The sequence below is a fragment of the Streptomyces sp. NPDC014734 genome (assembly GCF_043083325.1).
Taxonomy (GTDB): Bacteria; Actinomycetota; Actinomycetes; order Streptomycetales; family Streptomycetaceae; genus Streptomyces.
Map to the genome: position 1 here is coordinate 61,921 of NZ_JBIBYN010000033.1, position 14,355 is coordinate 76,275.

A 14,355-nucleotide genomic window follows, 5' to 3' on the forward strand; every position below is an offset into this window, starting at 1 on the left:
GGCGGTCCGCGGGGCGGTGTCCTTTCCCGCGATCCAACGATAAGGTTAGCCTCACCTAAATTCGATCATGATGAAGGGGGCGGCACAGTGACGGATGACAAGGTGGCCGGACGGGTGAGGCTCGCCGGGATCGCGGGTGTCCTGGCGTCGGTGGCCTGGCTCGCGGGCGACATTCTGCTGCTGGGCAAGCCGGTGGCGTCCGCCGACCTGCACCCCGTTCTGGGCGACTACGACGGCATGTCGGGAGTCTCGCTGGCGGCGATGCTCCCCGCCTCCACGGCGCGGCTGGCGTGGGGGGCGCTGCTCGGCGTGCTGACCGGGCCGCTCTACCTGCTCGCCTGCTGGCACCTGTACCAGGGTCTCCGGCCGGCGGGGCGGGTGCTCGCCCTGCCTCCGTTCCTGCTGCTGACCTCGGGCTTCGCCATCGCCCCCTTCGTCCACGGTTCGTTCTTCTACTGGGGACAGGCGGTCAGGGCGATCGACGCCTCGGGGGACCGGTCCGCCGCTCTCACCGCCCTGCCGGGCGAGATGGCGAACGTGCTCTTCATCGCCTACGCGGCGCTGATGGTCTGTTGGGTGCTCGGTTCCGTCTGGATGGCCGTATGCGTGCTCCGGGGCGGTGCCGCCCTCCCGCGGTGGGCGTGGTTCGTGAACCCGCTGATCTGTCTTCCGGCGGGAGGCCTCGTCGCGATGCTGACGCCGGGATCGGTGGGGACCGCCCTCCAGGGGGCGCAGCTGAGCATCGGCAACCTGCTGCTCTTCACCCTGTCGACCGTCGTGCTGTGGAAGGTCCGGCCGGGGGCCGGGGCGGCCTGCCGGAGTTCGCCGGTCTCCGGGGCGCGGGTGGGCCTCAGCCCCTGACCGCCTCCGCGATCCGCAGTGCGGCCCGGTCGGGCGTGAGGTGGGTGGTGTCGACGACCTCGGCCTCGGCGTGCAGCCAGCTACGGGCCGCCTCGGCGTAGGGCTCAAGGTGTTCGAGACGGAACGAGGAGGGGCCCATGAGGGTGTCCCCCTCGATGCGCCCGCGGAGAGTGTCCTGGTCGGCGTGGAGGACGAAGTGCCGTACCGGGATGGAATGCCGGGCGAGGCCCGTGCTGATCTCGCGCCAGTACCGCTCGACCAGGACGGTCATGGGGACGACCAGGGTGCCACCGGTGTAGTCGAGTACGTGCCGGGCGGTCTCGACGACGAGCGGCCGCCAGGGCGGCCAGTGCTGGAAGTTGCCCGTCCACGGCAGCTCCGGCTTGATGTCCATGAGTGTCTCGCCGACCTTCTCGGCGTCGAACACCCGAGAATCCGGGATCAGCCGCTGCACGAGTGCGCTGGTCGTCGTCTTGCCCGCGCCGTGGGTGCCGTTGAGCCATACGATCATGCGGCCCGAGGGTACTGCCGTGCCGGGTCACGGCGGCGGGCGCGGTGGGCGCGGTGGGCACTCGGTATGGATCCGGCGTGTCGCGGTGTGGTGCGGGTCGCCGGGACGCGTCACGGGGATCGGGCCGTCGGCACGAAGATCGTTGCATAAAAGTGCATGCATGCGTATAGTCATGCCATCGACAAGGAGGGTATTCGATGGTGGTACGTGCAGCAGTGGCAGGGGCGAGCGGATACGCCGGTGGAGAACTGCTCCGTCTCCTGCTGGTCCACCCCCGGGTCGAGATCGGCGCCCTCACCGCGAACTCCAACGCGGGCCGACGGCTCGGTGCGCTGCAACCGCACCTGAGGCCGCTCGCGGACCGGATACTGGAGCCCACCGCCCCCGAGGCGCTCGCCGGACACGACGTCGTCTTCCTCGCCCTGCCGCACGGGCAGTCCGCCGCCGTCGCCGAACAGCTCGGTGACGAGGTGCTCGTCGTCGACATGGGCGCCGACTTCCGGCTGAAGGACGCCGCGGACTGGGAGCGGTTCTACGGCTCGGCGCACGCCGGGACGTGGCCGTACGGCCTTCCCGAACTGCCGGGCGGACGTGCGGCGCTGGCCGGGTCCAAGCGCATCGCGGTGCCCGGCTGCTACCCGACCGCCGTCTCGCTGGCGCTCTTCCCGGCGTACGCGGCAGGCCTTGCCGAACCCGAGGCAGTGATCGTTGCCGCCTCCGGCACCTCCGGGGCGGGCAAGGCGGCCAAGCCGCATCTGCTCGGCTCCGAGGTGATGGGCAACATGACCCCGTACGGCGTCGGCGGCGTCCACCGGCACACCCCCGAGATGATCCAGAACCTCAGCGCCGCGGCCGGCGAACCGGTCACGGTGTCCTTCACGCCGACGCTGGCGCCGATGCCCCGCGGCATCCTCGCCACCTGCAGCGCGAAGGCGAAGCCCGGCGTGAGCGCCGACTCCGTCCGTGACGTGTACGAGAAGGCGTTCGCCGACGAACCCTTCGTCGACCTGCTCCCCGAGGGGCAGTGGCCCGCCACGGCCGCCGTCCACGGCTCCAACGCCGTACAGATCCAGGTCGCCCACGACGAGGCGGCGGACCGGATCATCGTGATCAGCGCCATCGACAACCTCGCCAAGGGCACCGCCGGCGGCGCCCTGCAGAGCATGAACATCGCCCTCGGACTTCCCGAGGACACAGGTCTCTCCACGATCGGAGTCGCACCGTGAGTGTCACGGCAGCACAGGGATTCTCCGCGGCGGGCATCGCCGCGGGAATCAAGCAGAGCGGTAACCCGGACCTGGCCCTCGTGGTCAACAACGGCCCCCGCCGCGCCGCCGCGGGCGTCTTCACCTCCAACCGCGTCAAGGCGGCCCCCGTCCTCTGGTCGGAGCAGGTGGTGAAGGGCGGCGAGGTCACCGCCGTCGTGCTCAACTCCGGTGGCGCCAACGCCTGCACCGGGCCGAAGGGCTTCCAGGACACGCACGCCACCGCCGAGAAGGCCGCCGAGGTCCTCGCCGGCCACAACGCGGGCGAGATCGCGGTCGCCTCGACCGGACTGATCGGCACCCTGCTCCCGATGGACAAGCTGCTGCCCGGCATCGAGCAGGCCGCCGCCGCGCTCAGCGAACACGGCGGCGAGAAGGCCGCCATCGCGATCAAGACCACCGACACGGTCCACAAGACGGCCGTCGCGGGCGGCGAGGGCTGGACCGTCGGCGGCATGGCCAAGGGCGCGGGCATGCTCGCCCCGGGCCTCGCCACCATGCTCGTCGTCCTCACCACCGACGCCGACGTCGACGCCGCCGGACTCGACTCCGCGCTGCGCGCCGCCACCCGCACCACCTTCGACCGGGTCGACTCCGACGGCTGCATGTCGACCAACGACACCGTGCTGCTGCTGGCCTCCGGCGCGAGCGGAATCACCCCGGAGCAGGGCGAGTTCGCCGAGGCCGTACGCGTCGTCTGCGCCGATCTCGCCCGGCAGCTCATCGGCGACGCCGAGGGCGCCTCCAAGGACATCCGGATCGAGGTGGTCAACGCCGCGACCGAGGACGACGCCGTCGAGGTCGGCCGCACCATCGCCCGCAACAACCTCCTCAAGTGCGCCATCCACGGCGAGGACCCCAACTGGGGCCGTGTCCTCTCCGCGATCGGCACGACGGGGGCCGCCTTCGAGCCCGACCGGCTGAACGTCGCCATCAACGACGTCTGGGTCTGCAAGGACGGCGGCGTCGGCGAGGACCGCGACCTTGTCGACATGCGCTACCGGGAGGTCAGGATCACCGCCGATCTGGCGGCCGGCACCGAGTCCGCCGTCATCTGGGCCAACGACCTCACCGCGGACTACGTCCACGAGAACAGCGCCTACAGCTCATGACCGCGGCGCGGAAACACACCGCACTCCCGAAGGCACAGATCCTCATCGAGGCACTGCCCTGGCTGACCCGCCACAACGGCAGGACCGTCGTCATCAAGTTCGGCGGCAACGCCATGGTCGACGAGGAGCTGAAGGCCGCCTTCGCCCAGGACGTCGTCTTCCTGCGCCAGGCCGGCCTCAAGCCCGTCGTCGTGCACGGCGGCGGCCCCCAGATCAGCGCCCAGCTCGACAAACAGGGCCTGGTCAGCGAGTTCAAGGCGGGGCTGCGCGTCACCACGCCCGAGGCGATGGACGTCGTACGGATGGTGCTCGCCGGGCAGGTCCAGCGCGAGCTGGTCGGCCTGCTCAACCAGCACGGCCCGCTCGCCGTGGGCCTCACCGGCGAGGACGCCCGCACCATCACCGCCGTCCGGCACCGACCGGTCATCGACGGCGAACCCGTCGACATCGGCCGGGTCGGCGAGATCACCGCCATCGACACCGGGGCGATCCAGGCACTGCTGGACGACGGCCGCATCCCGGTCGTCTCCTCCATCGCGCGCTCCGCCGACGACCACCACGTCTACAACGTCAACGCCGACACCGCCGCCGCCGCGCTCGCCGCCGCGCTGAACGCCGAGACACTGATGGTCCTCACCGACGTCGAGGGCCTCTACGAGGACTGGCCGAACAGCGACGACGTGATCAGCCGCCTCACCGCCACCGAGCTGGAGAAGCTGCTGCCCGAGCTGTCCAGCGGCATGGTGCCGAAGATGCGGGGCTGCCTGCACGCGGTACGCAACGGCGTCGAGACCGCCCGGGTCATCGACGGCCGGGTCCAGCACTCGATCCTGCTGGAGATCTTCACGGACGAGGGAATCGGCACGATGGTCGTGCCCGACACAGAGGGGGAGTCATGAGCAACGAGGAGCTCACGCGGCGCTGGAGCCACGCGCTGATGGACAACTACGGCACGCCACCGCTCCCCCTCGTCCGCGGCGAGGGCGCCCGGGTGTGGGACGCCGACGGCACCGAATACCTCGACCTCGTCGGCGGCATCGCGGTGAACGCGCTGGGCCACGCCCACCCCGCGGTCGTCGAGGCGGTCTCCACCCAGATCGCCTCGCTCGGCCATGTGTCCAACCTGTTCATCGCGCCGCAGCCGGTGGCACTCGCCGAACGGCTGCTCCAGCTCTTCGGCCGCGACGGCAGGGTCTACTTCGCGAACTCGGGTGCCGAGGCCAACGAGGCAGCCTTCAAGATCGGCCGGCTCACCGGACGCACCCACATGGTCGCCACCGAGGGCGGTTTCCACGGCCGGACCATGGGCGCGCTCTCGCTCACCGGCCAGCCGAAGAAGCGCGAGCCCTTCGAGCCGCTGCCCGGGGACGTCACCCACGTCCCGTACGGGGACGCCGAGGCGCTGCGGGCCGCCGTGACCACCGACACCGCACTGGTGATCATCGAGCCGATCCAGGGCGAGAACGGCGTGGTCGTGCCGCCCGCGGGGTACCTGGAGGCGGCCCGGGAGATCACCCGGGCCACCGGCACCCTCCTCGTCCTCGACGAGGTGCAGACCGGCATCGGCCGCTGCGGCCACTGGTTCGAGCACCAGGCCCACCAGGACGTCGAGCCCGACATCGTCACCCTCGCCAAGGGCCTGGGCGGCGGACTGCCGATCGGCGCCGCCGTCGCGTTCGGCCCGGCGGCCGACCTGCTGAAGCCGGGCCAGCACGGCACGACGTTCGGCGGCAACCCGGTCGCCTGCGCCGCCGGTCTCGCGGTCCTGGACACCCTGGCGGCCGACGGCGCCCTGGACCGGGTGAAGCGGCTCGGCGAGAAGATCAGGGACGGTGTGGAGGCGCTCCGGCACCCGCTGGTCTCCCACGTCCGCGGCTCCGGACTGCTGCTGGGTATCGTGCTCACCGAGCCCCTCGCCCCTCAGGCGCAACAGGCGGCTCGGCGAGCCGGAATCCTGGTGAACGTACCCGCCCCCGATGTCCTGCGGCTGATGCCGCCGCTGATCATCGATGACGCGGAGGTGGACGCGTTCCTCCGGGCACTTCCCGGCGCTCTCGACGAGGCAAACGGGGACGGACAATCCGGAGAATGAGGCGACGACGATGACCGAGGCGCAGGAGACCGAGCACGGCGGGCCCTCCGTGCCGCAGACCCGCACCGCGCGCCACCGCCGGATCGTGGACATCCTGAACCGCAGGCCGGTGCGCTCGCAGAGCCAACTTGCCAAGCTCCTCGCCGACGACGGGCTGAGCGTCACCCAGGCGACGCTCTCCCGCGATCTGGACGAACTGGGCGCGGTGAAGATCCGCAACACCGGCGGCGAGCTGATCTACGCGGTGCCGAGCGAGGGCGGTTTCCGAACCCCGCAGGCACCGCTGGGCGGGTCCGCGAAGGAGGAGCGCATGCGGCGCCTCTCCGCCGAACTGCTCATCTCGGCGGAGGCGTCGGCCAACCTCGTGGTGCTGCGCACGCCCCCGGGCGCGGCCCAGTTCCTCGCCTCGGCCATCGACCAGGCCGAACTGAACGACATCCTCGGCACCATCGCGGGCGACGACACCCTGATGCTGATCAGCCGGGACCCGTCGGGCGGTCAGGCACTCGCCGACCACCTGCTGCGCCTGGCGCAGAACGAACGCTGAACGGGGCGGTCCGCCCCGTGCCCGCCGTCAGTAGCGGGTGATCCCGGTCGGGCCCGACCGGGTCCCGATCGCGATGTGCGGACGGCGCACCGGGTCCACCCAGCCGAGGATCCGGTCCATCGCGGCCGCCGGTACGGAGACACAACCGGCGGTCGCGCCACGCCCGTCGACGTGGAGGAAGATCCCGGCGCCGCGCCCGCGCACCGGACGCTCGTAGTTGAATCCGATGACGAGCGCCCGGGCGTACTGCGTCGGGTACGCGGCCAGTCGCTCCGCCTCGGACGCCCGGCAGTCCGCCGGCCGCGGCTCCGTCCAGCGGTTGTAGGCGCGCGACGCGTTGTCCTGACACCACCACGACCGCTCGGTGATCCGGCGGTAGGGGTGGACGGTGCCGGGCGGCGGCGCACCGGTCCCGAAGGCGAACGGCAGGTCGTACAGGCCGGTGGGCGTGGTGTCGGTGCCCTGTTCGCGCGTCGCCCCCTCGGCCAGGCCCTTCGCGCCGAACCGGGCCGGGGCGGACCCGCCCCGCACCCAGACACCACCACGCAGATCCCACCAGGTGACGATGCCCGTGGTGGAGCCCGCGGCCGGGGCCAGGGCCATGATCAGCTGGGTGCCGCCGCCGGTGTCGGCCATCCGGGCGGGCGGCGACGGCGCCCCGGCGGGCCGCGCCGCGACCGTGCCCGCCAGTGCGAGCAGGACCGTACCGATCACCAGGGGGCGGCCCGGCGGGGATCTGCGCATGCCGCGGACGCTAGGCCCCCGGGGCGCGGTGGCGCACCCGGGAGTGCTCCGGACGGCTCAACCCCGTTCCGGGCCGGGCATGGCGGGCAGCGGGAGCGGCAGCCCGGGGAGCCCGTCGATACTCGTCGCGATGTGTTCCTTCTTGTGGAAGTAGGCGTCGAGCGACACGTCGTCCTCGCGGGCGAACCGCTGGGCGTGCAGGGGCCGGTCCTCCTCGTACGCCATGAAGGGGACGGCGTACCCGCAGGTGTCCCGGATCAGCTCGGCCCGCACCACGATGATCGCGCGCAGCCCGTGCGGGCCGGGATCGACGTGGGGGAAGTGGCCGAGCAGCGGGCCGAACCGCGGATCGTCGCGGAAGACCGGCTCACCGCGGCCGTGCACCCGGACGATGTTCGGGGGCCCCTGGAAGGCGCACCACATCAGGGTGATGCGGCCGTTCTCCCGGAGATGGGCCACGGTCTCGGCGTTGCTGCCGGCGAAGTCCAGATACGCCACGGTCAGCTCGTCGACGACGGCGAAGGAGCCGGTGACGCCCTTGGGGGAGAGGTTGACCGTGCCCTCGCCGTCCAGGGGCGCGGTCGCGGTGAAGAAGATGCGCTGTTCCTCGATGAAGGTCCTGAGCCGCCCGTCGATCCGTTCGTACGTTTTTCCCATGGTGGTCATTGTCGTCGTCAACTGCCGTGACGGCGGGGCCGTTTCGGCAAGTGGGACGGGGCGGGGGCAGGGCCGGCGGCCGGGTCCGTGCCGTCGGCGTCCGGTTCCGGCGGGTTCGGGCCGCGGGGGCGGGGCGGGTCCCGGGGCCCACGGCACGCCGCCTACCAGCACCTTTGACAAAGCATACGGAGCACTGCATAGTTATACCCATCAGTGATTGCACCCTAAGGAGAAACCCGTGACCGAGCGCGTCGTACTCGCTTACTCGGGCGGCCTGGACACCTCCGTCGCCATCGGCTGGATCGCCGAGGAGACGGGCGCCGAGGTCATCGCCGTCGCCGTGGACGTCGGCCAGGGCGGCGAGGACCTGGACGTGATCCGCAAGCGCGCGCTCGCCTGCGGTGCCGTCGAGGCCGAGGTCGCGGACGCCAAGGACGAGTTCGCCGAGGAGTACTGCCTCCCGGCGATCAAGGCCAACGCCCTCTACATGGACCGCTACCCGCTGGTCTCGGCCCTCTCCCGGCCGACCATCGTCAAGCACCTCGTCGCCGCCGCCAACAAGCACGGCGCGGGCATCGTCGCCCACGGCTGCACCGGCAAGGGCAACGACCAGGTCCGTTTCGAGGCCGGTATCTCCGCGCTCGGCCCGGACCTGAAGTGCATCGCCCCGGTCCGCGACTACGCGATGACCCGGGACAAGGCGATCGCCTTCTGCGAGGAGAAGAACCTCCCGATCGCGACCACCAAGAAGTCCCCGTACTCCATCGACCAGAACGTCTTCGGACGCGCCGTCGAGACGGGCTTCCTGGAGGACATCTGGAACGCGCCGATCGAGGACATCTACGAGTACACCCAGAACCCGGCCACCCCGCGCGAGGCCGACGAGGTCGTCATCTCCTTCGAGCAGGGCGTCCCGGTCGCCATCGACGGCAGGCCCGTCACCGTCCTCCAGGCGATCCAGCAGCTCAACGAGCGGGCCGGCGCCCAGGGCATCGGCCGGATCGACATGGTCGAGGACCGGCTCGTCGGCATCAAGTCCCGCGAGGTGTACGAGGCCCCGGGCGCGATCGCGCTGATCACCGCCCACCAGGAGCTGGAGAACGTCACCGTCGAGCGCGAGCTGGCCCGCTACAAGCGGCAGGTCGAGCAGCGCTGGGGCGAGCTGGTCTACGACGGCCTGTGGTTCTCGCCGCTCAAGCGCGCTCTGGACGGCTTCATCGCCGAGGCCAACCAGCACGTCACCGGCGACATCCGGATGACCATGCACGCGGGTCGCGCCGTCGTCACCGGCCGCAAGTCCGGGCAGTCGCTCTACGACTTCAACCTCGCCACCTACGACTCGGGCGACACGTTCGACCAGTCCAAGGCGCAGGGCTTCATCGAGATCTTCGGGCTTTCCTCGAAGATCGCCGCGAAGCGTGACCTGTCCTGACCTCCCCCAGTTACGTCACCGCCTCCCCGGCCCTCCGTGCGGGGAGGCGGTCGCACATCCACCCCCTTGTTCTTCCGAGGAGCACGCAGTGAGCAACGGCAACGGCACCAGCGACGTCCGCCTCTGGGGCGCCCGCTTCGCCGACGGTCCGGCCGAGGCGCTGGCCAAGCTGTCCGCCTCCGTCCACTTCGACTGGCGGCTCGCGCCGTACGACATCGCCGGCTCCCGTGCCCACGCGCGCGTGCTCAACAAGGCGGGCCTGCTCACCCGGGACGAGCTGGACCGCATGCTGGCCGGGCTCGACCGGCTCGAATCCGATGTCGCGGACGGCACGTTCACCGGCACCGTCGCCGACGAGGACGTGCACACCGCTCTGGAGCGGGGCCTGCTGGAACGGCTCGGCCCGGACCTCGGCGGCAAGCTGCGGGCCGGCCGCTCCCGCAACGACCAGATCGCCACGCTCTTCCGGATGTACCTGCGCGACCACGCCCGGATCATCGGCGGTCTGATCGCCGAGCTCCAGGGCGCGCTGGTCGGCCTCGCCGAGGCGCACCCGGACGTCGCGATGCCCGGTCGCACGCACCTCCAGCACGCCCAGCCGGTGCTCTTCGCCCACCACGTGCTGGCGCACACCCAGGCCCTGTCCCGGGACGCCGAGCGGCTGCGTCAGTGGGACGAGCGGACCGCCGTCTCCCCGTACGGCTCCGGCGCGCTGGCCGGCTCGTCCCTGGGGCTCGACCCGGAGGCGGTCGCCGCGGACCTGGGCTTCGAGCACGGCTCCGTCGGCAACTCGATCGACGGCACCGCGTCCCGCGACTTCGTCGCCGAGTTCGCCTTCATCACCGCCATGATCGGGGTGAACCTCTCCCGGATCGCGGAGGAGGTCATCATCTGGAACACGAAGGAGTTCTCCTTCGTCACCCTGCACGACGCGTTCTCCACCGGCTCCTCGATCATGCCGCAGAAGAAGAACCCGGACATCGCCGAGCTGGCCCGCGGCAAGTCCGGCCGCCTGATCGGCAACCTGACCGGCCTGCTGGCCACGCTGAAGGCGCTGCCGCTCGCGTACAACCGGGACCTCCAGGAGGACAAGGAGCCGGTCTTCGACTCCTGCGACCAGCTGGAGGTCCTGCTGCCCGCCTTCACCGGCATGATGGCCACCCTCACCGTCCACCGCGCACGCATGGAGGAGCTGGCCCCGGCCGGATTCTCGCTCGCCACCGACATCGCCGAGTGGCTGGTCAAGCAGGGCGTTCCGTTCCGCGTCGCGCACGAGGTGGCGGGGGCCTGCGTCAAGGAGTGCGAGCAGCGGGGCATCGAGCTCGACGAGCTGACCGACGAGCAGTTCGCCGAGATCTCCGAGCACCTGACCCCCGGGGTCCGCACCGTTCTGAACGTGCCCGGTGCGCTCGCGTCCCGCAGCGGTCGCGGCGGCACCGCCCCGTCGGCGGTGGCCGTCCAGCTCGCCGAGGTGAAGGCCGACCTCGCGGTCCAGGAGGCGTGGGCGACCGCGAAGAACTGACCGGCACACCGGCAGGCGGGGCCGGAGGAGGGGCGGGGGCGCGGGTGCGTTCCCACCCCCGGGTTTCCGTGCGCCGGGATACGTTGACCTCCACGGGGGAGCGCATCCGACCGACGAGGAGCCCATGATGCCGTTCGCCAGGCTGGCCGCAGCCACGACTCCGACCGCCCACATCGGACTCGGCCTGGCGGCGGTCGGCAGACCCGGATACATCAATCTGCACCGCGACCGCGACCTGCCCGCCGACCGCGGCGTCGAGGCGCTGCGCGGGCGTACCCACGAGCTGCTGGACGCCGCCTACGCGCAGGGGGTCCGCTACGTCGACGTTGCCCGCTCCTACGGCCGTTCGGAGGAGTTCCTCGCCGACTGGCTGAAGGCGCGCCCGGAGGCGGACGACGTCGTCGTCGGCAGCAAATGGGGCTACACCTACACCGCCGACTGGCACGTCGAGGCCGAGGCGCACGAGGTCAAGGACCACGGCGTCGCCACGTACACGCGGCAGCGCGCCGAGACGGACGCGCTGCTCGGTGGCCGCCTCGACCTCTACCAGATCCACTCGGTGACCGCCGACAGCCCCGCCCTCACCGACAGGGACCTGCACGCGCGCCTCGCCGCACTCGCCGCGGAGGGGGTCACCGTCGGCCTCTCCACCAGCGGGCCCGGCCAGGCCGACGCCATCCGGGCGGCCCTCGCCGTCACGGTCGACGGCGAGCCGCTGTTCCGTACCGTCCAGGCCACGTACAACGCCCTGGAGACCTCGGCCGGAGCGGCGCTCGCCGAGGCGCACGACGCCGGGCTCACCGTGATCGTCAAGGAGGCCATGGCGAACGGCAGGCTGGCGGGCACGGACGCCCCGGCGGTGATCCGGGAGAGCGCCGCCGAGGCGGGCCTGGGCGCCGACGCGATCGCGCTGGGCTTCGTCCTGCACCAGCCGTGGGCGGGCGTGGTGCTCTCGGGCGCGGCGACCGTCGACCAGCTCGCCGGGAACCTGCACGCGGCCGTCGTCGACCTGGACGAGGAACGGCGCTCCCGCCTCGGCGCCCTCGTGGAGGAACCGGAGGCGTACTGGCGCCACCGGGCCGCGCTGCCCTGGAGCTGAGCGCGGCGGTGCGCCGGGGGCGGGGGAGGGGCACGGCCGCCGTGATCGCCACGACCGGCGACGGCGGGTTCTCGGGCACGGCCTTCACCGTCGCGCGGGGAGGGATCGTCGGGATGTCCGAGGCCGGCGACCCGGCCGCGCTCCCCGGCCTCGGCCTGACTGCCGTGGACGGCTGACGACGCACAGCCGCGACGACGGGCGGACCGGACGGAGTCCCCGGAAGCCACAATGAGACATTCGTGTCTCATGTGGTTTATTGTCGTCTCATGACTGTGGACCGTGAACAGGTGCTGCGCAGCGCCGCCGCTCTGCTGACCCGCAAATCGACCGCCACCATGGACGAGGTGGCCAGGGCCGCGGGCATCGGGCGCGCCACCCTGCACCGGCACTTCGCGGGACGGGACGCCCTGGTCAAGGCCCTGGAGAACCTGGGCATCCAGGAGTTCGAAGCGGCTCTGGACGCCGCCGCGCTCGACGACGGCACGTCCGAGGAGGCGTTGCGCCGGCTGATCGCGGCCGTCGAGCCGAGCGCCGGGCTGCTCTCCTTCCTGGTCACCGAGAACCAGCTCTTCGAGGGCGACGTGGTGAACGAGGGCTGGGACCGTCTCGACGCCCGTGTCTCCGCCTTCTTCCGCCGGGGCCAGGAGCGCGGGGAGTTCCGGATCGACCTCACCCCCGCCTGGCTGACCGAGGCCCTCTACGGGCTCGTCTCCAGCGGTGCCTGGGCCGTCCAGGCGGGCCGGGTCGCCGGCCAGGACTTTCCGTACATGATCGCCGAGTTGCTGCTCGGCGGAGCACGCCGGAGCGTGGAACGATGAGCACTCTCGACCAGCACGCGGAAGCCCCGCAGGAACTGCGCCGTCCCGGGCGCTGGATCGCTCTGGCCGTCCTCGTCCTCGCGGTGCTGCTGGTGGCCGTGGACGCCACCGTCCTCGGCCTCGCCACCCCGTTCCTCACCGAGGACCTCAAACCGTCCGGCACCCAGCTGCTCTGGATCGGCGACGTCTACTCCTTCGTCATCGCCGGCCTCCTGGTCTCCATGGGCAGCCTCGGCGACCGCATCGGACGCAAGAAGCTGCTGCTGTGCGGTGCGATCGCGTTCGGCGCCGTCTCCGTGCTCAACGCGTACGCAGGCAGCCCCGAGATGATGATCGTGGCGAGGGCGCTGCTCGGTGTGGCGGGCGCCACTCTGATGCCGTCCACACTCGCCCTGATCCGGAACCTCTTCCACGACCCGCGCGAGCGCAGTCTCGCCATCGGCATCTGGGGGGCCATGGCCTCCGCGGGCGCGGCCGTCGGCCCCGTCGTCGGTGGATTCCTCCTGGAGCACTTCTGGTGGGGCTCGGTCTTCCTGATCAACCTGCCCGTCATGGCCGTCCTCGTGGTCGTCGGCGTCAAGATGATCCCGGAGTCGAAGAACCCGGCGCCGGGCCCCTGGGACCTCCCCAGCGTGGCGCTCTCCTTCATCGGCATGATCGGTGTCGTGTACGCCGTCAAGGAGATGGCCGCGCACGGACCGAGCTGGGGGACCGCCGTCGCGGGCCTGGGCGGGCTGGCCGCGCTCGGCTGGTTCGTGCGCAGGCAGCTCACGCTTCCCGCGCCCCTGCTGGACATGCGGCTCTTCCACCACCGGGGCTTCTCCGGCGCGGTCCTGGCCGACCTGCTGACCATCCTCGGCCTGTCCGGACTTGTCTTCTTCCTCTCCCAGTTCCTGCAACTGGTGCAGGACCGCCGTCCGCTGGAGGCGGGACTCGCCGAACTGCCCGCGGCCGTCGGCGCGGTCGTCGCGGGACTGCTCGCCGGCCGGGTGGCCCGCCGCCACTCCGTGCGGTCGGTGGTGGCCGGGGGGCTCGCGGCGATCGGGCTGGCGCTCGCCGCGGTCACCGTGATCCACAAGGAGACCGGCTACCCGCTGCTCGGCGCGGTGCTGCTCGTCGTCGGCCTCGGTGCCGGCTTCGCCTTCACCGTCACCGCCGACGTGATCCTCTCCAGCGTCCCGAAGGAGCAGGCGGGTGCGGCCGGCGCGGTCTCCGAGACGGCCTACGAACTCGGCGCGGCCCTCGGCATCGCCCTGCTCGGCTCCGTCGTCACCGGCGTCTACCAGACCTTTCCCACCCCGAGGGGCATCCCGGCCGGCAGTGCCGCCGCGGCCCACGACTCACTGGGCGGCGCCGTCGAAGCGGCCCACGGCCTCCCGGCGGGACAGGCGGAGGCGCTGGTCTCCGCGGCGCAGGAGTCGTTCGTCGACGGGCTGCGGCTCGCGGCGGGCGGCGGTGCGGCCGTACTGCTCGCGACGGCCGTCGCCGCCTGGTTCCTGCTGCGGGGTCAGAAGCTGGAGGAGGGCATCGTGCACGAATAGCCGACCTGCCGTCCCGGCCCGGACGGCGCCCGGTACGGGAAAGGGCCCGTACCCACGAAGGCGGGTTCTATTGATCCCCGCAACACCCTGTTGTTCAGGGAGTTGCGGGGATCGTGGATTTTGGAGACCTGAAGGCGAGGTTCTTCGAGGCGTT

At 71.6% G+C, this 14,355-nt stretch carries 15 protein-coding genes; 12 read left to right on the forward strand and 3 right to left on the reverse strand.

All coding sequences use genetic code 11. The annotated features are described in order from the left end of the window. Positions 1-87 precede the first annotated feature (87 nt). Entirely contained in the window at positions 88-861 is a 774-nt protein-coding gene (locus ACF1CT_RS34170; RefSeq protein WP_391787912.1) for a DUF6796 family protein, read from the forward strand. Here ACF1CT_RS34170 and ACF1CT_RS34175 read toward each other — a convergent pair. Next, on the reverse strand, positions 851-1,372 hold the full coding sequence (locus ACF1CT_RS34175) for an ATP-binding protein (RefSeq protein ID WP_391787913.1): 522 nt from the start codon (positions 1,370-1,372) through the stop codon (positions 851-853). The genes ACF1CT_RS34170 and ACF1CT_RS34175 overlap by 11 nt on opposite strands. A gap of 197 nt (positions 1,373-1,569) precedes the next feature. Here ACF1CT_RS34175 and argC point away from each other — a divergent pair, with 197 nt between their 5' ends. The 5 genes from argC to ACF1CT_RS34200 are packed head-to-tail and all read left to right on the forward strand — an operon-like array spanning position 1,570 to position 6,388. Continuing rightward, positions 1,570-2,598, forward strand: a complete 1,029-nt coding sequence (gene argC, locus ACF1CT_RS34180) for an N-acetyl-gamma-glutamyl-phosphate reductase (protein WP_391787914.1) — start codon at positions 1,570-1,572, stop codon at positions 2,596-2,598. After that, a complete protein-coding gene (gene argJ, locus ACF1CT_RS34185) occupies positions 2,595-3,749 on the forward strand; it encodes a bifunctional glutamate N-acetyltransferase/amino-acid acetyltransferase ArgJ (protein ID WP_391787915.1) in 1,155 nt (384 codons plus the stop codon). Before argC ends, argJ begins: the two co-directional genes overlap by 4 nt. Next, positions 3,746-4,648: an acetylglutamate kinase gene (gene argB / locus ACF1CT_RS34190; RefSeq protein ID WP_391787916.1), complete on the forward strand. Its 903-nt coding sequence runs from the start codon at positions 3,746-3,748 to the stop codon at positions 4,646-4,648. Before argJ ends, argB begins: the two co-directional genes overlap by 4 nt. Then, entirely contained in the window at positions 4,645-5,841 is a 1,197-nt protein-coding gene (locus ACF1CT_RS34195; RefSeq protein WP_391787917.1) for an acetylornithine transaminase, read from the forward strand. Before argB ends, ACF1CT_RS34195 begins: the two co-directional genes overlap by 4 nt. Positions 5,842-5,851: 10 nt before the next feature. Continuing rightward, entirely contained in the window at positions 5,852-6,388 is a 537-nt protein-coding gene (locus ACF1CT_RS34200) for an arginine repressor (RefSeq protein ID WP_391787918.1), read from the forward strand. A gap of 27 nt (positions 6,389-6,415) precedes the next feature. Here the strand turns inward: ACF1CT_RS34200 and ACF1CT_RS34205 are convergent, their stop codons facing one another. Together ACF1CT_RS34205 and ACF1CT_RS34210 are read right to left on the reverse strand one after the other, a co-directional pair. Then, positions 6,416-7,132, reverse strand: coding sequence for a L,D-transpeptidase (locus ACF1CT_RS34205; RefSeq protein WP_391787919.1), 717 nt, complete (start codon positions 7,130-7,132; stop codon positions 6,416-6,418). A 57-nt stretch (positions 7,133-7,189) separates the two neighbouring features. Next, positions 7,190-7,789 carry a pyridoxamine 5'-phosphate oxidase family protein gene (locus ACF1CT_RS34210; RefSeq protein WP_391787920.1) on the reverse strand — a complete coding sequence of 200 codons (600 nt, stop codon included), beginning with the start codon at positions 7,787-7,789 and terminating at the stop codon, positions 7,190-7,192. Positions 7,790-8,027: 238 nt separating this feature from the next. Here ACF1CT_RS34210 and ACF1CT_RS34215 point away from each other — a divergent pair, with 238 nt between their 5' ends. From ACF1CT_RS34215 to ACF1CT_RS34240, 6 genes are all read left to right on the forward strand, one after another. Continuing rightward, complete coding sequence (locus tag ACF1CT_RS34215) at positions 8,028-9,221, forward strand: argininosuccinate synthase (protein WP_391787921.1); 1,194 nt, start codon at positions 8,028-8,030, stop codon at positions 9,219-9,221. An 88-nt stretch (positions 9,222-9,309) separates the two neighbouring features. Beyond that, positions 9,310-10,743, forward strand: coding sequence for an argininosuccinate lyase (gene argH / locus ACF1CT_RS34220; protein ID WP_391787922.1), 1,434 nt, complete (start codon positions 9,310-9,312; stop codon positions 10,741-10,743). A 127-nt stretch (positions 10,744-10,870) separates the two neighbouring features. Then, positions 10,871-11,842, forward strand: coding sequence for an aldo/keto reductase (locus ACF1CT_RS34225; RefSeq protein WP_391787923.1), 972 nt, complete (start codon positions 10,871-10,873; stop codon positions 11,840-11,842). A 41-nt stretch (positions 11,843-11,883) separates the two neighbouring features. Next, the gene (locus ACF1CT_RS34230; RefSeq protein ID WP_391787924.1) at positions 11,884-12,018 is read left to right on the forward strand and encodes a hypothetical protein; all 135 of its coding nucleotides are present in this window, start codon (positions 11,884-11,886) and stop codon (positions 12,016-12,018) included. Positions 12,019-12,108: 90 nt separating this feature from the next. Then, complete coding sequence (locus ACF1CT_RS34235) at positions 12,109-12,660, forward strand: TetR/AcrR family transcriptional regulator (protein ID WP_391787925.1); 552 nt, start codon at positions 12,109-12,111, stop codon at positions 12,658-12,660. Continuing rightward, the gene (locus ACF1CT_RS34240) at positions 12,657-14,201 is read left to right on the forward strand and encodes an MFS transporter (RefSeq protein ID WP_391787926.1); all 1,545 of its coding nucleotides are present in this window, start codon (positions 12,657-12,659) and stop codon (positions 14,199-14,201) included. The genes ACF1CT_RS34235 and ACF1CT_RS34240 overlap by 4 nt, the downstream gene beginning before the upstream one ends. Positions 14,202-14,355: the final 154 nt, after the last annotated feature.